The sequence below is a fragment of the Brackiella oedipodis DSM 13743 genome (assembly GCF_000621025.1).
In the GTDB taxonomy this organism is placed as follows: Bacteria; Pseudomonadota; Gammaproteobacteria; order Burkholderiales; family Burkholderiaceae_B; genus Oligella; species Oligella oedipodis.
The window spans coordinates 517381-539511 of record NZ_KK211205.1; the positions used below are offsets into that span (position 1 = coordinate 517381).

General features: G+C 45.5%; 22 protein-coding genes and 1 tRNA gene. 11 read left to right on the forward strand and 12 right to left on the reverse strand.

Translation table 11 applies throughout. The features are described from left to right. Positions 1-50 precede the first annotated feature (50 nt). The gene (locus tag Q335_RS0105710; RefSeq protein WP_028357806.1) at positions 51-485 is read right to left on the reverse strand and encodes a DUF1841 family protein; all 435 of its coding nucleotides are present in this window, start codon (positions 483-485) and stop codon (positions 51-53) included. Between the two features lie 152 nt (positions 486-637). Between Q335_RS0105710 and icd the strand changes: the two genes are divergently transcribed. Both icd and Q335_RS0105725 read left to right on the forward strand, forming a co-directional pair. Continuing rightward, positions 638-1894, forward strand: coding sequence for an NADP-dependent isocitrate dehydrogenase (gene icd / locus Q335_RS0105715; protein WP_028357807.1), 1257 nt, complete (start codon positions 638-640; stop codon positions 1892-1894). A 541-nt stretch (positions 1895-2435) separates the two neighbouring features. Next, positions 2436-2511: transfer RNA gene (locus Q335_RS0105725), tRNA-Val, on the forward strand. Positions 2512-3184: 673 nt separating this feature from the next. Here the strand turns inward: Q335_RS0105725 and argF are convergent. Next, on the reverse strand, positions 3185-4141 hold the full coding sequence (gene argF, locus Q335_RS0105730; protein ID WP_028357808.1) for an ornithine carbamoyltransferase: 957 nt from the start codon (positions 4139-4141) through the stop codon (positions 3185-3187). A gap of 232 nt (positions 4142-4373) precedes the next feature. Here argF and Q335_RS0105735 point away from each other — a divergent pair, with 232 nt between their 5' ends. The 5 genes from Q335_RS0105735 (at position 4374) to Q335_RS0105755 (ending at position 8422) form a co-directional block, all read left to right on the forward strand. Next, the gene (locus Q335_RS0105735; RefSeq protein ID WP_028357809.1) at positions 4374-4670 is read left to right on the forward strand and encodes a DUF3579 domain-containing protein; all 297 of its coding nucleotides are present in this window, start codon (positions 4374-4376) and stop codon (positions 4668-4670) included. A gap of 213 nt (positions 4671-4883) precedes the next feature. Further along, complete coding sequence (locus Q335_RS0105740) at positions 4884-5783, forward strand: metal ABC transporter substrate-binding protein (RefSeq protein WP_028357810.1); 900 nt, start codon at positions 4884-4886, stop codon at positions 5781-5783. Then, entirely contained in the window at positions 5773-6681 is a 909-nt protein-coding gene (locus Q335_RS0105745; protein WP_051532328.1) for a metal ABC transporter ATP-binding protein, read from the forward strand. Before Q335_RS0105740 ends, Q335_RS0105745 begins: the two co-directional genes overlap by 11 nt. 2 nt (positions 6682-6683) lie before the next feature. Beyond that, positions 6684-7553, forward strand: a complete 870-nt coding sequence (locus Q335_RS0105750; protein WP_028357812.1) for a metal ABC transporter permease — start codon at positions 6684-6686, stop codon at positions 7551-7553. Further along, on the forward strand, positions 7553-8422 hold the full coding sequence (locus Q335_RS0105755; protein ID WP_028357813.1) for a metal ABC transporter permease: 870 nt from the start codon (positions 7553-7555) through the stop codon (positions 8420-8422). The genes Q335_RS0105750 and Q335_RS0105755 overlap by 1 nt, the downstream gene beginning before the upstream one ends. A gap of 102 nt (positions 8423-8524) precedes the next feature. On the opposite strand, the gene rpsT is transcribed toward Q335_RS0105755, so the two are convergent. The 7 genes from rpsT to lpxK form a co-directional block, all read right to left on the reverse strand. Continuing rightward, positions 8525-8791: a 30S ribosomal protein S20 gene (rpsT, locus tag Q335_RS0105760; RefSeq protein ID WP_028357814.1), complete on the reverse strand. Its 267-nt coding sequence runs from the start codon at positions 8789-8791 to the stop codon at positions 8525-8527. A gap of 503 nt (positions 8792-9294) precedes the next feature. Beyond that, positions 9295-10911 carry a murein biosynthesis integral membrane protein MurJ gene (gene murJ / locus Q335_RS0105765; protein ID WP_028357815.1) on the reverse strand — a complete coding sequence of 539 codons (1617 nt, stop codon included), beginning with the start codon at positions 10909-10911 and terminating at the stop codon, positions 9295-9297. A 50-nt stretch (positions 10912-10961) separates the two neighbouring features. Next, on the reverse strand, positions 10962-11720 hold the full coding sequence (locus Q335_RS0105770; RefSeq protein ID WP_028357816.1) for a 3-hydroxyacyl-CoA dehydrogenase: 759 nt from the start codon (positions 11718-11720) through the stop codon (positions 10962-10964). Positions 11721-11750: 30 nt separating this feature from the next. Further along, positions 11751-12404, reverse strand: a complete 654-nt coding sequence (gene adk / locus Q335_RS0105775) for an adenylate kinase (protein WP_028357817.1) — start codon at positions 12402-12404, stop codon at positions 11751-11753. A gap of 65 nt (positions 12405-12469) precedes the next feature. Continuing rightward, a complete protein-coding gene (gene kdsB, locus Q335_RS0105780; RefSeq protein ID WP_028357818.1) occupies positions 12470-13261 on the reverse strand; it encodes a 3-deoxy-manno-octulosonate cytidylyltransferase in 792 nt (263 codons plus the stop codon). 9 nt (positions 13262-13270) lie between these two features. Then, complete coding sequence (locus Q335_RS10340) at positions 13271-13435, reverse strand: Trm112 family protein (protein WP_156929891.1); 165 nt, start codon at positions 13433-13435, stop codon at positions 13271-13273. Further along, positions 13436-14515 (reverse strand): tetraacyldisaccharide 4'-kinase, encoded by a 1080-nt coding sequence (lpxK, locus tag Q335_RS0105790; protein ID WP_028357819.1) that lies wholly within the window; start codon positions 14513-14515, stop codon positions 13436-13438. Positions 14516-14999: 484 nt separating this feature from the next. On the opposite strand from lpxK, the gene xseA reads away from it, so the two are divergent. Next, positions 15000-16412 carry an exodeoxyribonuclease VII large subunit gene (gene xseA, locus Q335_RS0105795; RefSeq protein ID WP_028357820.1) on the forward strand — a complete coding sequence of 471 codons (1413 nt, stop codon included), beginning with the start codon at positions 15000-15002 and terminating at the stop codon, positions 16410-16412. Between the two features lie 98 nt (positions 16413-16510). Here the strand turns inward: xseA and Q335_RS0105800 are convergent, their stop codons facing one another. The 3 genes from Q335_RS0105800 to Q335_RS0105810 form a co-directional block, all read right to left on the reverse strand. Continuing rightward, positions 16511-16876, reverse strand: coding sequence for a hypothetical protein (locus Q335_RS0105800; protein WP_028357821.1), 366 nt, complete (start codon positions 16874-16876; stop codon positions 16511-16513). Then, positions 16873-17421, reverse strand: coding sequence for a DUF192 domain-containing protein (locus tag Q335_RS10130; protein WP_084493553.1), 549 nt, complete (start codon positions 17419-17421; stop codon positions 16873-16875). The genes Q335_RS0105800 and Q335_RS10130 overlap by 4 nt, the downstream gene beginning before the upstream one ends. A gap of 94 nt (positions 17422-17515) precedes the next feature. Beyond that, positions 17516-17749: a cold-shock protein gene (locus Q335_RS0105810; RefSeq protein WP_028357822.1), complete on the reverse strand. Its 234-nt coding sequence runs from the start codon at positions 17747-17749 to the stop codon at positions 17516-17518. Between the two features lie 222 nt (positions 17750-17971). Between Q335_RS0105810 and clpS the strand changes: the two genes are divergently transcribed. From clpS to sstT, 3 genes are all read left to right on the forward strand, one after another. Next, positions 17972-18277 carry an ATP-dependent Clp protease adapter ClpS gene (gene clpS, locus Q335_RS0105815; RefSeq protein WP_028357823.1) on the forward strand — a complete coding sequence of 102 codons (306 nt, stop codon included), beginning with the start codon at positions 17972-17974 and terminating at the stop codon, positions 18275-18277. 11 nt (positions 18278-18288) lie between these two features. Beyond that, a complete protein-coding gene (gene clpA / locus Q335_RS09460; protein WP_084493554.1) occupies positions 18289-20703 on the forward strand; it encodes an ATP-dependent Clp protease ATP-binding subunit ClpA in 2415 nt (804 codons plus the stop codon). A gap of 115 nt (positions 20704-20818) precedes the next feature. Then, positions 20819-22042, forward strand: a complete 1224-nt coding sequence (gene sstT / locus Q335_RS0105825) for a serine/threonine transporter SstT (RefSeq protein ID WP_028357824.1) — start codon at positions 20819-20821, stop codon at positions 22040-22042. The last annotated feature ends 89 nt before the right edge of the window (positions 22043-22131 follow it).

Below are 22131 nucleotides of genomic sequence, written 5' to 3' on the forward strand. Positions count from 1 at the left end.
ACTCTAAAAAGCAATCCAGATGATTGCTTGTGGCAATTCGTGTTCAGGTGTTAATGGCGACGCAACCTTTGTCTGAGTAGTTCAAGATAGCGTTCATTGTCCAGAGGCGCCTGATGACGTTGGGCTTCCCATATGACCTGACCGAGAGCTTCGATAATCTCGTGAATCGCCGTATGCTCATTGCTTTTAGCGACTAATTGTTTGTAAATATCGCAAATGCCTTTTGGACTATCGACTTGTAGCTGTTCGTAAATCGCCAAATGCATCGATAAATGCAAAAATGGATTCATCTGACCTTGTTCGACCGAAAAATCAAGGTGCTGGCTATCTTTGTTTTCTAGTAAGGCATGGTACTCGGGATGCTTTTCGATAATAGTGACGGCCATATCCTCGATAGGACTGAGCACTTGCCTTTTTTGTCTTTTGTGCCAGGCATTTATAAAGAACTCGCGAACTTGGTCACGACTAGGATTAAATAAAGCCATTTATTTATAGGTAAATTTTCAGGTTTAATGTGTCAATGGACTTTGTATTGTAAACTATATGAAATCATATATAAGACTTAAGACAGTCCAATCTATATTGTGCACTGTTTTGCTTACTTATATGTTTTCATTCAATGAATTATGGAGTAATTATGTCCTATCAACATATTAAAGTGCCAAGCGAAGGCCAAAAAATAACAGTTAATGATGATTTCTCTTTAAACGTTCCTGATCAACCGATTATTCCTTTCATCGAAGGCGATGGTACAGGTGCCGATATCACTCCAGTCATGATCAAAGTGGTCGATGCCGCTGTCAAAAAAGCTTACGATGGTAAACGCAAAATTCACTGGATGGAAGTCTACGCAGGCGAAAAATCTACCAAAGTCTACGGCTCTGATGTTTGGTTACCAGAAGAAACCCTCGAAGCTGTACGTGAATACATTGTCTCTATCAAAGGTCCATTGACTACACCAGTGGGCAAAGGTATTCGCTCTCTTAACGTGGCACTTCGTCAACAACTTGACCTTTATGTATGTTTACGTCCTGTGCGTTATTTCAAGGGTGTGCCTTCACCTGTTCGTAAGCCTGAAGAAACCGATATGGTGATCTTCCGCGAAAACTCTGAAGATATTTATGCCGGTATCGAATTCGAAGCCCAATCTGATAACGCCAAAAAACTCATCAAATTCCTTCAAGATGAATTAGGCGTCAACAAAATCCGCTTCCCAGAAACGTCTGGTATTGGTGTTAAACCAGTCTCCAAAGAAGGCACTGAGCGTTTAGTTCGCAAAGCCATCCAATACGCAATCGATGAAGACCGTAGTAGCGTCACGATTGTCCACAAAGGCAATATCATGAAATACACCGAGGGTGCATTCCGTGATTGGGCTTATGCCTTAGCCCAAAAAGAATTCGGTGCTGAACTTATCGATGGCGGCCCTTGGTGCAAATTCAAAAACCCTAAAACTGGCAAAGAGATCATCATCAAAGACTCAATCGCCGATGCCTTCCTACAACAAATCTTATTACGTCCAGCCGAGTACTCTGTTGTGGCTACACTCAACCTCAATGGTGACTACATTTCCGATGCGCTGGCTGCACAAGTAGGGGGTATTGGTATTGCTCCGGGTGCTAATCTTTCTGATACCGTCGCCATGTTCGAAGCTACCCACGGTACCGCCCCTAAATATGCTGGCAAAGACTACGTCAACCCAGGTTCAGAAATCCTTTCTGCCGAAATGATGTTACGTCACATGGGTTGGACCGAAGCGGCTGATCTCATCATCGAATCTATGGGCAAATCAATTGCTTCTAAGAAAGTCACTTATGACTTTGCTCGTATCCTCGAAGGCGCTACGCAAGTTAGCTGCTCAGGCTTCGGTGAGGTCATGATCGAAAATATGTAAGTCTTTTGATGTATAGACATCAAGCTTAGTCACTTACAGTAAGCCGAATGACAAGTCATTCGGCTTTTTTATTTGTCTTGTATTATTTCTTTGTATTATTTATGTCGGCTAATTAAGCACTTAGTGAGCTTGCCGCCCACCGCTAGGCTGCGTAAAGCTTTGTCGCCACGGATGGGGAAGCATAAAATTTGTTATTGCATCATGTGGCTTGAGCCTAGGGCCAGTTCTATAGCGGGGTGCAAAAGGTACACAAGAGGCTTCGATACTTGCGTGTTAACGACGGCTTAAGGTTATACGCCGCAAACACTTAAAAATGTCATGTTTAGGCACGTTTATTAATACTTATGGGTATCAGGCTGTGTGATTGGCTAACCAAGCATTGAGAGTACATCAAGATTTATTGATGCCTAACACTGATGAATGTTCAAAAAAAGCCACAAATAATGTTTTTGCCAAAAAAATTTAAAGAAAATAGTGATTTTTTGGAAAAAAAGCTTGCACAACCTTAAAAACACACATATAATAATATTTTTAGCACGATGGGTGCTTAGCTCAGTTGGTAGAGCGGCGCCCTTACAAGGCGTAGGTCACAGGTTCGACCCCTGTAGCACCCACCATCAGATGCTAAAGAGCAAGCGAGCAGAAAATAAAGACTAAGATAGTTTCATCAGGTCAGAATAATCACAGAATAAATTTACAGAAATAAAAATCTAAAAAATAAATCTAAGTAGTCTATACAACAGAATTCTTTGTGTTTAAGCGAAAATCAAATGGTTTTCGCTTTTTTATTGTCTTTTTGAGGGGTTTTCTCTTTTTATCTAAGTGCTTAGTGCGATATTTAGCTTATATCGTTGCTTATCGAGTTGCTATGTATTGTTGCATATATAGTTGTGTGGGCGAAATTGAATAATAACTAATATTATCCACTGTCTTATTAATCACTATTTAGTGAGCTGCTCGATCGCATGACCTGTATGCTTACCCGCATACTCCAGTCATTTCATACTCTCCGTGTCGCCAGTCGCCATATAATAAGTATGAAGTCATAATCCTCCAGTCATAAATATAAACCATAAAATCACAAAACCCTGCTCTTCTATGAAGGCGGGGTTTTGTGGCTTGGATCCATCGCTAGGAGTAGTTGCTGCGCGTAATGTAAGAATTAAGGTATAGCATTAATGGTTAGGATTAATCGATAAAGTGACTAGGAGTGGTCTTTGGGAGCTTGCTGGGCTCAGTATAGGTCCTCTATAGACCATCTATAAACCATCTCATAAGCCATCACTGACGTTATTTACATTCACCCACTAATAAAAATTCCATGAGCGCCTTTTGGGCGTGCAGACGATTTTCGGCTTCGTCCCACACCACACTTTGTGGGCCATCAATGACTTCAGCGGTGACTTCTTCGCCGCGATGAGCCGGTAAGCAATGCATAAAGAGGGCATCAGGCTTGGCCGCTTGCATGAGTCGTTGATCTACTTGCCAATCTTTGAAAGCCGCCTTACGTTTGACGTTTTCTTCTTCAAAGCCCATGCTGGTCCAGACATCGGTGGTAATCATATCCGCCTCTTTACAGGCCGCGATTGGATCATCAAATTCTTCTAGGTGAGCGCGCTCAGCGGCGCTGATACGGTCAGATTGTAATTGATAGCCCTGTGGTGCAGAGACATTCAGCTTAAAGTCCAGTAAACGTGCCGCCTGCAACCAAGTGTAAGACATATTGTTTTCGTCACCGATCCAAGTGATGGTTTTGCCTTTGATATCGCCTTTGTGCTCAATAAAGGTTAATAAATCCGCCAGAATTTGGCACGGGTGGAACTCATTGGTTAAACCATTAATCACAGGTACGCGCGAATGCTCAGCAAATTTTTCGAGACGTGTTTGCTCAAAGGTACGGATCATGACGATATCCACCATGCGAGAAATCACTCTAGCTGTATCCTCGATGGGTTCTGCACGCCCGAGCTGCGAATCATTCGAGGTCAAATTAATGACCACGCCGCCCATTTGGTACATACCCGCCTCAAAAGAGACACGAGTGCGAGTACTGGCTTTTTCAAAAATCATTGCCAAGGTCCGGTCATGCAAAGGCATATGCGGCTCGTAGTTTTTGAATTTTTGTTTGAGAAAACGAGCACGATTTAGTACGTAATTTATCTCTGCGGCACTGAAGTCATCTAGTCTCAAGAAATGCCGAATTGCAGAGCGTGACTCGGGTTTACCATTAGCTAATGTGCTGTCCATAAGGAATTCTTTAATAAAATGGTTTACAATAGGGTCTTTAGCAAAACATCTTCAACGACTAACCATAACAAAACGCTATAAATGGTTGAGGATGCCAACAACTTTTTGGAGCACTTAGCCTATCATGGTTTGATTAGGCTAGAGGGCTTCATATTCAATTTTTAGCATAGCACAGAAAAATAATTTCGGTCTACAGCGCTAATTTTCAGTGAATTACTAGCAGGTTAATCGCGTGCAAAAATTAATCATCCAAGGTTTAACCCAAAGTGGCAAACGGTTTCGCCCCAGTGACTGGGCGGAACGGTTGGCAGGGGTCATGTCGCAATTTCAACCCCCAGGTCTCAAAATTAGCCATTTAGCGTATTCGCCTTACTGTACGCCTAGTTTTTATGAAGGCGTGAGAGCGGTGGTCGTGGATTACCGCCTCAAGGACTTTGAACCTAAGGCGTGGCAATTCTTGATGGATTTCGCATCTGATAATGAGTTGCGTCTGATCGAGAACCAAGACGCAGACTCGAACACCGCCTAAATACTCAGCACAAAGCCATAAAGCACTTGTTTAAATCCAAATTTCTAGGCAAACTTAAGCTTAAGTTTGCTTTTTTTGTATATATACGACAAATTTTATACAAAGTATCAAATAATAATAAGTCTCATTATCATTTTATGTAATAATTACGGGATGCAAGACAGATCCACCTGGCTTGCTATTTTCCGTTAATTTTTACAAATAGGTGCTTTTATGCGTAAAGTATTATTGGTGGCGAGTGTGGCCGCTAGTTTATTAGTGGCAGCGATGCCTACTCATGCCAAAGACAAGCTCAAAGTCGTGACGACCTTTACGGTGATTCAAGATATTGCCCAAAATGTGGCAGGCAATGCCGCCGATGTAGAGTCCATCACTAAAGTGGGGGCTGAGATTCACGAATATCAACCGACACCCAAAGACATCCTCAAGGCGCAGCAAGCGGACCTAATTTTGCATAATGGTTTAAACCTCGAAAAATGGTTTGAGCGTTTTTATGCCAATATCAAAGATCGTCCAAGCGTCGTCGTCACCGAGGGGATTACTCCAATCAATATTCAAAATGGTGAGGCTAAGGGCGATCCTAACCCACATGCATGGATGTCTCCGCAAAACGCTTTAATCTATGTCGATAATATCCGCAAGGCACTGATTAAGTATGATCCCGATCATGCCGACACCTACAATCACAATGCTCAGCAATACACCCAAAAAATCAAATCCATGGCAGAGCCACTCAAGCAAAAACTGCTTAGTGTGCCGCAAGGCAAGCGTTGGTTAGTCACGAGTGAGGGGGCGTTTAGTTATTTAGTGCGTGATTATGACTTCAAAGAGCTTTATCTCTGGCCGGTTAATTCTGAACAAGAAGGCACGCCGCAACAAGTCAAAAAAGTCATCGATACGGTGCGTCAACACCACATTCCTGTTGTATTTAGCGAGAGCACTGTCTCTAGTAAGCCCATGAAACAAGTAGTCAAAGAAACCGGTGCAGCGTACGGTGGTATCCTTTATGTAGACTCACTCTCAGCCAGTGATGGGCCTACGCCAACTTATTTAGATTTATTAAACACGACAGTCAGTACCATCGTTAAGGGTTTTGAAGCGCATGCTCAATAATCATCCCAATCCACAGCCACCTCTAGGAATTGCCATCCAAGATGTGGCTGTACGCTATCTCAATGGCCATGTGGCGCTCTATGACGTAAATTTGTGCCTACATACGGGTTCTATTTGTGCGCTTGTAGGCGTCAATGGTAGCGGTAAATCGACCTTGTTTAAGTCCATTATGGGTTTAGTCAGCCCCCAAAAAGGGCAGATTGCCATCCATGGTCTTACTGTCAAAGCCGCTCTCAAGCAGAATTTAGTCGCTTATGTACCCCAAAACGAAGAGGTCGATTGGCAGTTCCCTGTGTCCGTCCAAGATGTGGTCTTGATGGGGCGCTATGGTCATATGGGGTGGCTGCGCCGCCCCAAGGCAGGCGATCTAGAAAAAGTCCACGCATCACTACAACGTGTTGGGGTAGAGCATTTAGCTCAGCGACAAATTGGCGAACTGTCTGGCGGCCAAAAGAAACGCGTATTCTTGGCACGTGCCTTGGCTCAAGAAAGCAATATTATTTTATTAGACGAGCCCTTCACGGGTGTGGATGTCAAAACCGAAGATGCGATTATGCGTTTGCTCATTGATTTGCGCGATGAAGGCCATTTAATTTTGATCTCAACGCATAACCTCGGAACGATTCCCGAGTTTTGTGATGAAGTCGCCATGCTTAATCGCACGGTATTATTGCATGGCCCGACACAAGAAGTATTTACCAAAGAAAATCTCAGCCAAGTCTTTGGTGGTGTGTTGCGTCATTTGAGTTTAGGTGGCAGAGATTTACATGACGATGATGATGAGCGTCTAGTGACTGTCTTGACCGACGACGAAAGGGCGGCTGTCTTTTACGGGCGTGATAAACAAAATAAACCCATTGGCCAATTTATTTATCCACCCAAAAAACCAAGGCAGTAATTATGTGGCACTTGATTTTAGAACCCTTTAGTTATGACTTTATGTACAAAGCCATATGGGTAAGCATGGCCGTCGGTGGTATTTGTGCATTGCTGTCTTGCTTTTTAATTCTCAAAGGTTGGTCTTTAATAGGTGATGCCTTATCGCACTCAGTCGTACCGGGGGTTGCACTCGCTTATCATTTATCCTTTCCCTTTGCTTTTGGTGCATTTTTTTCGGGGTTACTGGCGGCGCTTTCTATTTTATGGATACGTGCCGTGACTCGCCTCAAAGAAGACACCATTATTGGTTTGATTTTCACCTCATTTTTTGCCGCGGGCTTGCTGATAATTTCGCTATATCCCAGTCAGATTCAGATTCAAACCATTATTATGGGTAATGTGCTGGGCATTGCTGATTCTGATATTTGGCAGATTGTCATCATTACGGGAGTGACGGCTTGCGTGATGCTGTTTTGCTGGCGTTCTATGCTATTGGTATTTTTCGATGAAGTGCAAGCCGTGACCGTTGGCATTAGGCCAATCATTTATAAGGTGTTGTTTTTTGTCTTACTAAGTGCGAGTGTGGTGGCGGCGTTGCAAACCGTCGGCGCCATTCTCGTCATTGCGATGGTGATTACACCAGGGGCTACGGCCTATTTACTCACTGATAAATTTCCACGAATGATTGCTATTGCCATGGTGATAGGTGTTTTGAGTAGTGGTATAGGCGCTTATCTTAGTTACTTCCTTAACGGCGCCACGGGTGGTACGATTGTCACCCTTCAAACAGCCGTTTTTGTCTTGGCTTTTTTGTTTGCCCCTAAATATGGTTATAGCCAACACTGGCGTCAGCTAAAGCAAGCAGAACAGTCACCAGCAGGGGAGAAATAATGTCGTTCTTACAAGAATTTTTTGTGCTCCCTTTAGAGCTGGATTTTATGCGCCAGGCCCTGTTCGTGGCCGTATTAACCGCTGCTGTATGCTCTGTTTTATCGTGTTTTTTAGTACTCAAAGGTTGGTCCCTAATGGGGGATGCTATTTCACATGCCGTATTGCCAGGGATTGTGCTGGCTTTTGTGTGGCAATTGCCCTTGGCCTTGGGCGCATTTGTGGCAGGTTTGCTATGTGCGAGCTTGTCAGGTTTCCTCACTCAGCAATCCAGGCTTAAGCAAGATACCGCCATGGGCATTGTCTTTTCCGGTATGTTTGCGGTGGGCATCGTGTTATTTGTCCGTATCAAAACCAATCAGCACTTAGGTCATATTCTTTTTGGTAACTTACTCGGTATCCCCAAAGCAGAATTGCTTCAATCTATTGTCTTGTCCTTAGTGGTATTGGCAGTGCTTGTGCTCAAATGGAAGGACTTCATGCTTTTTTGTTTTGATGTCAGCCATGCGCGTGTTTGTGGCCTATCGGTGCGTTTTCTGCACTATGCCTTGCTTACTTTATTGTCCTTGACCATTGTCAGCGCCATGCAAGCGGTGGGGGTGATTCTCGTCGTCGCTTTATTAATTGCCCCCGGCGCATGTGCCTATATGTTGTGCAAGCGCTTTGCTCCTATGCTCTGGACGGCCTTGCTGATTTCGGTCAGTTCGGCCGTGTTAGGCGTGTTTTTAAGCTTTTATTTAGATGCAGACACAGGACCGATGATTGTAGTGGTGCATGCGTTGGTATTTTTGTTAATAATGCTCGGTAAGGCGTTCAAGAACCTATTTACTAAAAAGCAAACAGTGGCTTTACCAGCCGTGCATAAAACCTAAGAGCTAACGACATGTTTGGTGATTCAAGCCCGAGCCAATACAAAAAAAGCTGCGTCGCAAACGCAGCTTTTTGGAGAAGAATCTGACGAAATTGCCTAGCGCTTAGGCAGTCATTGCCTTGATAGCGGCAGCCAAACGGCTTTTGTGACGAGCCGCTTTATTTTTGTGGATGATATTTTTGTCCGCTACGCGATCAATAACGCTAGTGGCTTTGACAAAGGCTTCGTTTGCTTTGCTTTGGTCGCCAGCTTCAATTTGTTTACGAACGCTCTTGATAGAAGTGCGCATTAAAGAACGTAAACTAGAGTTGTGTTTGTTACGAGCAATGTTTTGACGTGCACGTTTACGTGCTTGATTAGTATTTGCCATATGATTTAGCTTCCTGAATTCTTCTCTGTTTAAGGGGGAGCTGCACCGATCCGGCAGCTCAAGGTTATAGTCTATCTTTGTGATCCAATTTGCTATGCCCTCATTCAGTTAAGGACTCACAAAAACACTCCCTCACACACCCTGATATTAGATAATGCTATCGTGAACTAAAAAGAGCCAACAATATAATGAATCACAGGCCAACTACTCAGTTACTCAACGACTTCAACTACTGTAAGTTAGCCCACTTTGCTATTAACTACTAAAGCATTTTTGCTATTTCTTGCTATAAATGCTTAAAATTAATGCTTAAAACGCCTCTATGCTAGAAACCTACTATAAGTCCTATAACTATAAGTCCTATAACTTTAAAGGTACTCTAATTTTAGAGGCACTATAATTTAATAAAGATTTAAATTGTACCATATTTTCGAGATTAAACAAGCGCTTATTGATGACTAAAGCAATCGTCTAAACGCTCAAAAACGCGACTGCTAAGGCCTTTAGCGGCTCTGGCGGCGCAACAAGTCTTTAGCTTTAATACCACAAAAGCTCATGACAATAAAATACAGCACAGCACTGCTGACAATGACCGCAAATAAAAGGAGCAAACGCCAGATCACAAAGTTCAGAGACCCGAAATAATGCCATTGTGCGCTCAATTGCCATAACCAACCGTGGTGAGCTTCTTGAGTCCAGACAATGTGCTGACCGCACCACCATAACCAGACGGCCATCGCGAGTAGAGCGGGAATGATTTGCATAAAAAAGCGTAACCAAGAAGCGCTAGGTAAATAAATCTGCCTTTTGCGCAGACCACGATATAAGCAAAGCGCATTAAGGGTGGCGCCCAGGCCGATAGATAAGGCTAATCCCGCGTGCTTGAAAAGCGGTACGAACAGCAGATTCATGAGCTGTGTGCAAAGTAAGACAAAAATAGCGATTTTGACCGGTGTGCGAATATCTTGTTTAGCATAAAAACCGGGCGCCAAAATTTTGACACTTAGAATCCCTAATAAGCCAAATCCATAGGCAAAAACAGCGGTTTGCGTTTGTGCTACGTCTTGGGCCTTAAAGGCACCGTAGTTAAAGAGGGTAGCCACCAAGCCATTGCCCAGTAGGGCTAGACCCAGCATGCAGGGCAATCCCAGAATGAAGACAAGTCGCAACCCCCAGTCCATGAGATGACTGTATTGTTGCTTGTCATCGCGTGCATAGGCCGCCGATAAACTGGGCAGTAATACTGTCCCTAAGGCAACACCTAGCAAGGCGGTAGGAAACTCCATGAGGCGATCCGCAAAGGATAACCAACTAACACTGCCATCCGGGAGCCAGGTGGCGATATTGGTATTAATAAGAATAGAGATTTGTGCCACTGACACGCCCAATGTCGCGGGCCCCATTTGCTTGATAATACGGCGCACATAGGGGTTGCTCCAGGCGCTTTTAAGACGTAAGTGTGGGCGTGGTAACATCCCAATCTTGTGTAAAGCCAGCCATTGCACCAGTAATTGTAAAACGCCACCGATCATCACCCCCACGGCCAAGGCGTAGATCGGCTCAGAAAAATAATCGACCCATAAGAAGCACGAAGCAATCATGGATAGGTTGAGCAATATGGGCGTAAATGCAGGGATGGCAAATTTGCGCCAGGTATTAAGCACCCCCGAGGCCAGAGCCACCAAAGACATACAAAAGATATAGGGGAACATGACACGGGTCATCCAAACCGCTGAGGCGAAGGGACTGTGACTGTCTTGGCTGTGCTCCATGCCAGTGGCCATGATCCAAACGACCACCGGAGCGAAGATGGCCCCCAAAATACTGACGAGTAAGAGCACGGAGGCGAGCACCAGCGTGACATGATCGACTAAAGTTTTAACCTCGTTAGCACTGTATTTTTCTTTGTGCGCGCCCAATATTGGCACAAATGCTTGTGAAAAAGCGCCCTCAGCAAAGAGGCGTCTGAGCAAATTGGGAATTCTAAAAGCGACCCAAAATGCATCGGTTAAGGCATTACTACCAAAGGTGCGCGCAATCACAACATCACGAGCCAAACCGCTGATTCGTGATAATAAAGTAAGGCCGCTAATGGTAGCGGCTGATTTAAATAGACTCATACAACTAAAAAGGCCTGCCGACTGCAGGCCTGATGGTGCTTAGTTTGGGATTATTTGGGTTGCATACGAATGGCCCCGTCCAGACGGATGGTTTCGCCATTGAGCATCTCGTTGGTAATGATACTCTGGACTAGTTTGGCATAATCCTCTGGTTTGCCTAAACGTTTGGGGAAAGGGATATCGGCCGCGAGAGAGTCTTGAACTTCTTGTGGCATACCAAACATCATCGGAGTGGCGAAGATACCCGGGGCAATGGTGACGCAACGAATACCGCTACTGGCCAAGTCACGTGCAATCGGCAATGTCATGCCGACCACGCCCCCCTTGGAGGCGGAGTAAGCCGCCTGACCGATTTGGCCCTCGTAGGCAGCGACTGAAGCTGTGTTGATAATCACGCCGCGCTCGCCAGTGGCTTCGGGCTCATTGCCTTGCATCTGAGCCGCCACCAAGCGGATCATATTGAAGGTACCAATAAGATTGATGCTAATCACTTTTTGAAATAAGTCCAATTGATGCGGACCTTTTTTGCCAACAGTGCGTTGCGCAGGAGCAATGCCTGCACAGTTGACTAAGCCAAAAATAGACCCTTGCTGTTGCGCCGCGGCAATCACTTTTTGGATGTCTTGTTCTTGGGTGACATCACAATGTACAAAGGTTTGTTGTAGCTCTTTGGCGGTGGCTTGGCCGGCTTCGTCTTGGACATCGGCAATCACCACTTTAGCGCCGTTTTGGACAAGCATTTTGGCGGTGCCTTGACCCAGACCTGAGGCGCCACCAGTGACGATAAAGACCTTGTTAGCAATTTCCATACAGTACCTCCTTTTTGAGCGGGTGGGTGATTAACTCAAAGCTTCTGTAATACGTTGACTAATCGTGTCGACAGGACCAGTGCCATCTACTCGTTTGTAGACAGGGCCGTCGGCCTGATGTTGTTGGGCAAGTTTAGAATAAAAATCAACTAAGGGTTGGGTTTGCTGTTGGTAGACTTCGAGACGTTTACGAACGGTTTCTTCTTTGTCGTCGTCGCGTTGTTCTAAGGCTTCACCCGTTTCGTCGTCCAAACCTTCTTGTTTGGGTGGATTAAATTTGATGTGATAGCTGCGACCACTGGCAGGGTGCACGCGGCGACCGCTGATACGCTCGATAATCTCGGAATCTGGAACCGCGATTTCGATGACATAATCAATGTTGATATGGCGATCGACTAGGGCTTGCGCCTGTGGAATGGTGCGAGGAAAACCATCAAATAAAAAACCATTTTTGCAGTCGTCTTGTTTGATGCGCTCTTCGACTAGACCAATAATAATATCGTCGGAGACGAGTTCACCTTTTTCAATGACTTGCTTGGCTAAGCGCCCCAACTCCGTCTGCTCTTGGATGGCAGCGCGCAACATGGCACCCGTTGAAATTTGTGGAATATTGTATTTTTTTGTGATGAAAGTGGCTTGAGTACCTTTGCCTGCTCCTGGTGGACCTAAAAGGATAATACGCATAAATTCTCCAAATTAACGAATAATAGTTATTGTTGTCTAGACATCACTTTATATAGTAAACCAAACTATTTTACTTGTGATTGTTGATGCTTGAGTTGAGCAAAATAATCGCGTGCCTTGGCCAGATCTTGAGCATTATCAATACCTGGCGCGGGTGGGGTGGCACAGATAAATACCTGTATCTGATAACCCTGTTCAAGTGCCCGTAATTGTTCTAAGCACTCATGACGCTCGAGCTGACCTTGTGGCAGTTGCGGAAACTTCTTGAGGAAATGAGTGCGATACGCATACAAACCGATATGGTGATAGGCGGGGATATCTTCGGGCCATTGTGCGGGGGCTTGTTTAAAGGCCTCTCGACTCCATGGGATCGGAGCTCGAGAAAAATATAAGGCTTGGCCATTCTGCGCGCAAACCACTTTGACGGTATCGGTATTGCATAATTGCTCGTAGCTAGCAATAGGATAGGCGCAGGTGGCTATCGATGCTTGACTATGTTGGTGTAAGCAAAGGGCGGCCTGATCAATGAGTGCGGGATCAATAAAGGGCTCATCGCCTTGGACATTGACCACTATCGTCTGTTCATCAAGGTCGAGTTGTTGTACCGCTTCAGCCAGTCTATCGGTGCCAGAAGGATGGTCGTTGCGCGTCATCAGAACCTGAATACCAGCAGCCGCCACCGCTTCATAAATCTGTGGGTCATCAGTGGCCACGTAGACTTCTTGGGCGCTCGATCGTAAGGCGCGTAACGCCGTATGCACTACTAAAGGATGCTCACCGAGCGGCGCGAGCATCTTGTTGGGAAGACGAGTAGAAGCCGCGCGAGCCGGTACGATAGCAATAAACTTAGGGGTCATAGCGGCGTGTTAGTCGAGTTTGCGAGCTTTTTCGGGCAACATAATAGGGATACCGTTTTCGATAGGAAAAGCCAATTTGGCTTGCTCACTGATCAGCTCATTATGGTCTTTGTCAAATTTAAGTGGCCCCTTAGTGAGTGGGCAAACCATGGTTTTGAGAATGGCGGGGTGCATTTACGCTTCCTTCTGGTGAGTATTAAGTTTGTTTTCTACTATATCAAAAAAATCTGAGCGGCTGAATTGACTACTAATGCGTACAAACCAAAGCCGAGGATCATTAAATTGAGCACATTTTACGGCATCTTTCTCGGTCATCACAATTAAACTTTGCGGGATTTGTTGTAGCTCCTCTTGGTTAAAAACATGGTGATCCGCAAAGTAGCGCTGTTCTGCAGCGCTGATTCCAGCCTCTTTAAGGCTACTAAAAAAACGTTGAGGGTTGCCAATGGCGGCTATAGCGCATAGATCACTCGCACTATGGCCATATTCTTGTAACCATTGTGAAACAGGCAAACGTCGACCTGTGACTAGATGCACTATTTCATCGATTTGGATATGCATGGTCAAATGCAGCGGCTTGGTCGCTCGACTACTCACCGCGTTGGGGCTTGGGTGCGAACTGAGATGGTTTTTGTTAGTGATCACAAAATCGACGTCTTGCAGGCGCTGCTTCGATTCGCGTAAGGGACCGGCCGGCAGGACACGGCCATTACCAATGCCACGCTCGTCTTGAATCACCAGTTCAAGATCGCGTTGCATGGCTAAGTGTTGTAAGCCGTCATCGGCAATAATGACATTCGTGTGTGGATAATCCTGAAAAACTTGGCGAATCGCTTTTTTTCTGTCAGGGTGCACAGCAATCGGCGCGTATTGGGCTAACAGGCTGGGTTCATCGCCAATGCACTCCGGGCGAGCGCTTTGTTGGTAGGCGCTGCGGGCATGGGCACCGAGTTTTACGCCATAGCCGCGACTAATAATGGCGGGCTGCCAACCACGGGCCTGTAAGGCTTTGACAAGTGCCACGACGGTGGGGGTCTTGCCTGTGCCACCAACATAAATATTACCAACTACAATCACGGGACAAGGTGCTCGATATGAGGATTTAAGTCCCCAGTCGTAAAGTTTGCGCCGCAGCCCTTGGATACTCATATACAGCCAAGCAAATGGCAATAGGCATGTACTTAGGCAGGTTTTATGTTGCCATTGCTGTTGCACAAAATCGTGACGGGAAGGTTGACCTGAGGTTTTTTTCATAGAGGTAACTCAAGAAGGTGGCCAAAAAAGTCATTGACCATGATGTCCATTTTAGTCGAGTGAGTATGCGATAATGATGCGATAGTGTAAACGTTTTTAGAAAATTTATGCGACTCTATGCTGGCCTAATCGAACAGTACCCAACAGTACCTAATGGTATGGCCAGTGTTTTAGTGTTGTGCATAACTTTTAATGTGACAGTAATGTTAAAGTTAAGCACAATTTCTGTGCATAACTTTGTGAATAAACGACTCACTAACAGCGTAGTTACTAGCTGTGACCGCTACTGGTTATAAATTAACCAATTTTAAATATTTCAAAAAATATTATATAAATCAATTGGTTATACTGTTTACTTAAAGATTGGCTTGATAAAAATGCGCTAAAACCCCTAATTCTCCTAGACAAATACGCAAAAATAACGATGTGTGTAAAACTCAAATGCAGAAACTTAATAACAAGTAAATTTTTATAGTTTTTATCTATGAATCAGGACTTTTTAGTGCCCTCAGTCTTAACGGTGTCGCAACTCAACCAAACAGTCAGTGCGTGCCTTGATGACCATCTTGACCCGATGTGGATTAGTGGCGAGATCTCAAGTTTCACGCAAGCGGCATCAGGTCATTGTTACTTTGTCCTCAAAGATGATAGGGCTGCAGTGCGCGCAGTGATGTTTCGTAGCAAAGCAATGGGCTTGAGTTTTCGCCCACGTACGGGCGCTCAAGTCGAGGTCTTGGCGCAAGCCACCCTATATCAAGCCAAGGGCGAGTTTCAGTTAGTCGTGCAACAAATGCGACCCGCTGGGCGCGGCGATTTATATGCCGAATTCGAGCGGATTAAGTCTAAACTGCAACAAGAAGGACTTTTAGATGCTAGCCGCAAACGCCTCTTACCCCGACTACCGCAGCGGCTAGGAATTATTACCTCTTTGCAGGCGGCGGCGTTGCAAGATGTGCTGACAACACTCAAACGTCGTGCACCACATTTGGATATCTACCTCTATCCTGCCTTAGTGCAAGGTACGAACGCCGCGGCCTCCATGATGGAGGCTTTGGCGCAGGCCATGAGCCGCCGTGATGTCGATGTGCTGCTGTTAGTACGGGGCGGAGGTAGTATGGAGGATTTATGGTGCTTTAATGATGAAGCACTAGCGCGATTAATAGCGGCTTGCGAGTTACCGATTATCAGTGGTGTGGGCCATGAAACTGATTTTACGATTGCCGATTTTGTGGCAGATGTGCGTGCGCCAACGCCGACGGCGGCGGCTGAGCTAGTCACTGAACCTATTTTTGCGCTTAGACAGCGACTGCAAGATTATGCCCAGACGATCCCAAACCGCATGCGTCGTTTATTGGATTACAAAGCCATGACCTTAGATAGTCAGGCAGGTCGTTTATTGTCACCTAAGCAACTTTTAGGGCAGGCGCTACAATCGCTGCGATTTGCTCAAAGCCATTTACAACAAAGCATTGAGCACTTTTTACTGCAAAAAAATCACAGCTTGCAATGGCAACAAAAACAAATCCAATATTTACAGCCATCCTTAGAGCAAGCACAACAACGCTTGACGTCTCTAGAACAACGCTTGCAGCAACTCAGACAACAAGCCTTAACACAGACGCAAGGGCTGTTAGAAGGGCAAAAGCAAACGCTGAATTATCTAGGACAGCGTTTACAACATCATATGCGCTATGCTCATCAGTGGCATACCGAAAGCTTGCAAACGCTACGGCGACAGTTGCAGGCACTTAGCCCCAATGCGGTGTTACAGCGAGGCTATGCGATTGTTTATGATGAGCAGGGTCAAGTGGTGACCGAGGCGCAACGTTTGGCTCCAGAGCAACGTCTGCGCTTGCAATTACAAGATGCACAACGTTGGGTCACTGTCGACAATTAAAAACCTGTATATGCTTTTGGGGCGATGCCAAATCTGGCCGTTAGGGTCACAACAACACGCCTAGCGGTTTTGGCTCAATAACTCTGAATAATGAGTGCTTAGAGGCAGGATTTAAGCAGGACGGTAATCTCTTGATCCACAGGTTGCGGTTGATAAACAATTAATTGCGCGCGTTGAGAACGGCCGCTGCCAATGGCGTAGCCATCGACAGTGATACGCGCCAATGGGCGATCTGGATTGTCAGAGGGTATTTTGCCTTCGTATAAATTGGCAGTGCTAGCGCGCATATTACCCGCGGGATAGACACTTTGAATTTTGCGTTTCAGGCACTCCGCGACAAGATTAGGTTCGGGTTGGGTGGTGGTTTGATCGATAGTTTTGACATAACCATCGGAGGTATGATTGGCAGAAACACAAGCGCTTAGCGACAGTGCCAGGCTAGCGAATAGAATCGGTGTTTTCATAATGATCCAGTTAAAAATTGAGGTAAAACAATTGTAGCACCGGCCTCGATAGCTCGAGATGTAAACCAACCCTGAGGTACCTCGAGTGCGTACTGGCTAGGTGCAGGACTGCAGACAGTCTCTTCGTTAAGGGGCTGTAAATCAAAGATGGCTTGAATCCTCAGATTGGCGTCTATATAGGCGATCGATAAGGGCACAGTGGTGTTTTTCATCCAAAAACAGAGTGCTTGTGGCCGCACATACACAAATAACATGCCCTGCGCTGGATCCAGCTGCTTACGAAACATTAAGCCATCACTGCGTTGTTTGGCCGTGCGTGCCAATTGCACGGAGAGCGCTTGATCAGCGACCCATAAGGTGTAATAAGGCAGGTCAGTCGTACTGGTTGTGGCCGGGGGTGCCGTAGGGGTAGTAGGGGTAGGTGATGCTGCAAGCGCATGGGCGGTTCCCGCGAATAAGCACGTAAAGTGTACGCTCAGCCAAAATTTATAAAATCTAGCCAGTGACCACGACGCTAATCGTGGGCAAGCAGGGAACCGCCGCATACTAAAGAGAGGGGTGAAGAAGTATGTCAAAAATCAGCAACACAAAAACCCAAATTGAGAAATTTGGGTTTTTGTGAAAATATAAGAGGAAGTATTAAGCGGCGTTAATGTCTAAGGCTTGTTTACCTTTAGGGCCATCAGTAATGATAAAACTTACTTTTTGACCTTCTTTGAGAGTTTTGAAACCGCTCATTTGGATTGAAGAAAAATGGGCGAACAAGTCCTCCCCGCCTGCTTCTGGTGTGATGAAACCAAAGCCCTTAGCGTCGTTAAACCATTTAACAGTGCCAAGTTGTTTTTGTTCGTTGTTGCTGTTTACTTCTGACATACTACTGCCCTTAATTTGCTGATATATTTATAATCGTTAGAGTAACAAAAGTGTTACTCTAAGGTCTGAAATGAGCAATTGTTAATCACTCATTAACAATAATGCGTGCAAAGTTACGAATTGTCAACAACCATTAGTGGTACTTTTGCAAAAAAGCCATGTTTATACGGGTTTTTGTATTTTTAACTTATATAAAGCAATATAGATATATATAAAAGCAATATGACTACAGTTAAGGACACTCAAAAAAATAAAGTCACGACCACCATCAAACCGCCACCTATGTATGCTGTGCTTTTACACAATGACGATTTCACGACCATGGATTTTGTCGAAGAAGTGTTACAGCGGTTTTTTGCGATGGACATGATGAAGGCACGCTCTGTTATGCTAGAAGTACATACCAAAGGCGAAGCGATTTGTGGTGTGTATACTTATGATATTGCACAGACTAAAGTCAGCCTGGTGCTGAATTTCTCGGCTGACCATGGGCAACCATTACAATGTTCTTGTCGACCAATTGACTAAAGAGTACGCGCATGATTTCTCAAGAATTAGAAAAAACTATTCACCTAGCCTATGCGACGGCTAGAGCTCATCGACACGAGATGGTGACGCTTGAGCATTTATTGCTGGCTTTACTCGACAATAAGATTGCCGCCAAAGCGCTCAAAATTCTTGGCGCCGATATCAATGTACTGCGTGACCGTCTGGTGAGTTTTATTATTTCAAGTACGCCAGAAATGAATGACAATGAGACTGAGCCACAACCAACGCTTGGTTTCCAACGCGTCATCCAGAAGGCTGTCATGCACATGAGTGCCGATGAGAAACCGCAAGCCAACGGTGCGCATTTATTGGCCGCAGTGCTCTCAGAAAAAGACTCTTTTGCCGCTTATTTTCTTGGCAATCAAGGTATTAATCTCAGCGATGTTCTGGAATATACCATTGTGCATCTGCCTGAACCTGATATCGATCTCTCCAAATTACGTCCCGAACCTAACGCTGAGCTTGAGCATCAGGCGGATGAAGCCGATACTCCGGAGCCAGATCCTGACCCTGTCAACAAAGCCCGTTCGCCGTTAGAGCAATTTACGGTGAATTTAAGCCAATTGGCCGCCAGAAATAAGATGGACCCGCTGATTGGTCGCGAGCAAGAAGTCGAACGTGTGATCCAAGTACTTTGTCGGCGCCGCAAGAATAATCCCTTGCTCGTAGGTGAGGCAGGCGTGGGCAAAACCGCCATTGCTGAAGGGCTAGCACAGCGCATTATTAACGGACAAGTACCGGAATTATTGGCCAAAACCAAGGTCTATGCACTGGATATGGGATCGCTATTGGCAGGTACTAAATACCGCGGTGATTTTGAGCAGCGCCTCAAAGCGATTCTTAAGCAACTTAAACAACAACCCGATAGTGTCTTATTTATCGATGAGATTCACTCGATTATTGGAGCTGGCTCGACGACGGGTGGCACCATGGACGCCAGTAACCTGCTGAAACCGGCCTTATCCTCCGGCGCACTGCGTTGCATGGGCGCTACTACCTACAAAGAATACCGTAGTATTTTCGAAAAAGACCATGCCTTATCGCGTCGCTTCCAAAAAGTCGAAATTACCGAACCTTCAGAGCAAAAAACCATCGCCATTCTGAACGGTCTCAAAGATCGATTCGAAAAACATCATAAAGTGCGTTATACGCAAGCGGCTATCAAAGCAGCGGTTGAACTGTCATCGCGCTATATTACCGATCGTTTCTTACCCGATAAAGCGATTGATGTGCTCGATGAGACGGGGGCCGCACAGCATTTATTAGCGCCTTCCAAACGTCGCAAGGTTCTTGGCAAGGCCGAAGTGCAAGCCGTCATCTCCAAAATGGTCCGTATTCCACAAGCGTCAGTGGCGAGCAGTGAAATTGCCAAGCTCAAAACGCTAGAGGCCGATCTCAAGGGCTTAGTCTATGGTCAAGACAAGGCTATCCAAGCCTTGGTGGCTGCCATGAAAATGTCCTACGCGGGTCTGATAAAAGCCGAAAAGCCCATAGGTTCCTTCTTGTTTACGGGGCCTACCGGGGTTGGAAAGACCGAGGTTGCCAAACAATTAGCCAATTTACTGGGCATAGAGTTATTGCGCTTTGATATGTCCGAATACATGGAAGCACATACGGTGTCGCGTCTGATTGGCGCGCCTCCGGGATATGTCGGTCATGACCAAGGAGGGCTCCTCGTTGAGGCCGTCAATAAGCATCCTTATTGTGTGCTGCTTCTCGATGAAATCGAAAAAGCCCATCCAGACGTCTTTAATGTTTTACTGCAAGTCATGGACTATGGCACCTTGACGGATAGCTTTGGCCGTAAAGCTGATTTTAGCCATGTTGTCTTGATTATGACCAGTAATGCGGGGGCGCAAGTACTTAACCGCAGCAGTATTGGCTTTAATAATCGTCGTCAAGTGGGCGATGAAATGAACGAGATCAAACGTACCTTCACCCCTGAGTTTAGAAATCGACTGGACGCTATTATTAGTTTCGCGCCCCTTAATCAAGCGATTATTTTACAAGTGGTCGATAAGTTCCTGGCTGAGTTGCAAAAACAATTAAGTACCAAAAATGTAGAAATTAGCTTTACTGAGGCGACACGAAATTATCTTGTAAAACATGGTTTTGATCCACTGATGGGCGCGCGTCCTATGCAACGGATTATCCAAGATAAGATCCGCCAAGCCTTGGCTGAGGAGTTACTCTTTGGTCGTCTGGCTGAGGGGGGTAATGTCGTCGTGGATATTTCTGCCAATGGTGAGACTAAGCTCGATTTTCACAAAAAATCGACGACCAATTCTGCCAGCACTAAATCCAGCAAAAAAACCACGCGGCCATCGGCTAAAAAATCGAGCAAAAAAGATTCTCGCAAAACCTCGGCCAAGTCCAAATCCAAAAAAACCGACATGGTCTATTAGTGTAATCATCAATCGCCTTTCTACTACGGAAGTGCCATAATAGCGCCCGAATAAATAGCACGGGTGCTATTTTTTTTGTTTTTTGTAACCGTGCTTAAGTAGAAAAGGAATTAGTATGTTTTTGCAGCAAGTCTGGAATGCCTATCTTAAGTCCAGTTTAGTCGTTATGATTGCCGTCGGTTTACTGCTAGGGGTGGCCCTAGCGTATGTTGCACCGCAATTTGCGATTTCAGTCGGTATTTTGGGCGATCTGTTTATTGGCGCACTCAAAGGTGTGGCGCCAATTTTAGTTTTTGTGTTAGTGATGTCCGCCATTGCACAACACAAAAAAGGCACTCAAATCAATATTCGATCCGTGATCGCCTTGTACGCCATTGCCACTTTTTGTGCCGCCATTGTGGCCGTTTGTGCAAGTTTTATGTTTCCAACAAGCTTAACCTTATTAAATAGCACCATTGAAAACACAGCACCGACGAGCCTGACCCAAGTGCTCAAAACCTTACTTATGAATATGGTCGATAATCCCGTCAATGCCATTGTTAAGGCCAATTATATCGGCGTCTTGGTTTGGGCCGTGTTGTTAGGTATTTGCTTTCGTCATGCCTCTGATTCAACCAAGCATGTCTTGGCCGATGGCGCCGAAGCCCTCACCAAGGTCGTAGGGATTATTATTCGCTTAGCGCCTTTTGGCGTGTTTGGTGTCGTGGCGGCTACTATTGCCCAGACCGGCTTTCATGAATTGCTCTCCTATTTGCGCTTAATTCTCGTCTTGGTCGGTTGTATGGTGTTTATTGCCTTAATCGTCAATCCAATCCTGGTGTTTGCTTGTATCCGTCGCAATCCCTATCCTTTAGTGTTGCAATGCTTAGTAGAGAGCGGTGTGACGGCCTTTTTTACGCGAAGTTCGGCGGCCAATATCCCTGTCAATATGAATCTTGCCAAAAAATTAGGCTTACATGAAGACACGTATTCGGTCTCCATTCCTATTGGGGCGACGATTAATATGGGGGGCGCCGCGGTCACCATTACTGTCTTGAGTTTGGCCGCCACGCATACCTTAGGCATTCATGTGGATTTGGGTTCAGCCATTTTATTAAGTTTGATTGCCAGTGTAGGCGCTTGCGGAACATCGGGTGTACCGGGCGGTTCCCTATTACTCACGCCACTGGCTTGCGGTTTGTTTGGTATCGACAACGATATTGCCATGAAAGTCGTGGCCGTTGGTTTTGTCATCAGTGTGATTCAAGATTCATGTGAAACAGGGCTAAATTCTTCCACCGATGTCTTATTTACTGCCGCCGCCGATATGGGAGCGCGTCGCAAACAAGGGCTTTTATAAGTTGAGCCGCATTTAATAGTAAGTCCATTGTCCTCACCCCAAGCGATTTAGCTTGGGGTTTTTAGTGGTTAGAGGTTCTCGAGAGGTTA

Coding starts and splice junctions, on each gene's coding strand:
- Q335_RS0105710 (WP_028357806.1), bottom strand. CDS start 485: ATGGCTTTATTTAATCCTAGTCGTGACCAAGTTCGCGAGTTCTTTATA.
- icd (WP_028357807.1), top strand. CDS start 638: ATGTCCTATCAACATATTAAAGTGCCAAGCGAAGGCCAAAAAATAACA.
- argF (WP_028357808.1), bottom strand. CDS start 4,141: ATGGACAGCACATTAGCTAATGGTAAACCCGAGTCACGCTCTGCAATT.
- Q335_RS0105740 (WP_028357810.1), top strand. CDS start 4,884: ATGCGTAAAGTATTATTGGTGGCGAGTGTGGCCGCTAGTTTATTAGTG.
- Q335_RS0105745 (WP_051532328.1), top strand. CDS start 5,773: ATGCTCAATAATCATCCCAATCCACAGCCACCTCTAGGAATTGCCATC.
- Q335_RS0105750 (WP_028357812.1), top strand. CDS start 6,684: ATGTGGCACTTGATTTTAGAACCCTTTAGTTATGACTTTATGTACAAA.
- Q335_RS0105755 (WP_028357813.1), top strand. CDS start 7,553: ATGTCGTTCTTACAAGAATTTTTTGTGCTCCCTTTAGAGCTGGATTTT.
- rpsT (WP_028357814.1), bottom strand. CDS start 8,791: ATGGCAAATACTAATCAAGCACGTAAACGTGCACGTCAAAACATTGCT.
- murJ (WP_028357815.1), bottom strand. CDS start 10,911: ATGAGTCTATTTAAATCAGCCGCTACCATTAGCGGCCTTACTTTATTA.
- Q335_RS0105770 (WP_028357816.1), bottom strand. CDS start 11,720: ATGGAAATTGCTAACAAGGTCTTTATCGTCACTGGTGGCGCCTCAGGT.
- adk (WP_028357817.1), bottom strand. CDS start 12,404: ATGCGTATTATCCTTTTAGGTCCACCAGGAGCAGGCAAAGGTACTCAA.
- kdsB (WP_028357818.1), bottom strand. CDS start 13,261: ATGACCCCTAAGTTTATTGCTATCGTACCGGCTCGCGCGGCTTCTACT.
- Q335_RS10340 (WP_156929891.1), bottom strand. CDS start 13,435: ATGCACCCCGCCATTCTCAAAACCATGGTTTGCCCACTCACTAAGGGG.
- lpxK (WP_028357819.1), bottom strand. CDS start 14,515: ATGAAAAAAACCTCAGGTCAACCTTCCCGTCACGATTTTGTGCAACAG.
- xseA (WP_028357820.1), top strand. CDS start 15,000: ATGAATCAGGACTTTTTAGTGCCCTCAGTCTTAACGGTGTCGCAACTC.
- Q335_RS0105800 (WP_028357821.1), bottom strand. CDS start 16,876: ATGAAAACACCGATTCTATTCGCTAGCCTGGCACTGTCGCTAAGCGCT.
- Q335_RS10130 (WP_084493553.1), bottom strand. CDS start 17,421: ATGCGGCGGTTCCCTGCTTGCCCACGATTAGCGTCGTGGTCACTGGCT.
- Q335_RS0105810 (WP_028357822.1), bottom strand. CDS start 17,749: ATGTCAGAAGTAAACAGCAACAACGAACAAAAACAACTTGGCACTGTT.
- clpS (WP_028357823.1), top strand. CDS start 17,972: ATGACTACAGTTAAGGACACTCAAAAAAATAAAGTCACGACCACCATC.
- clpA (WP_084493554.1), top strand. CDS start 18,289: ATGATTTCTCAAGAATTAGAAAAAACTATTCACCTAGCCTATGCGACG.
- sstT (WP_028357824.1), top strand. CDS start 20,819: ATGTTTTTGCAGCAAGTCTGGAATGCCTATCTTAAGTCCAGTTTAGTC.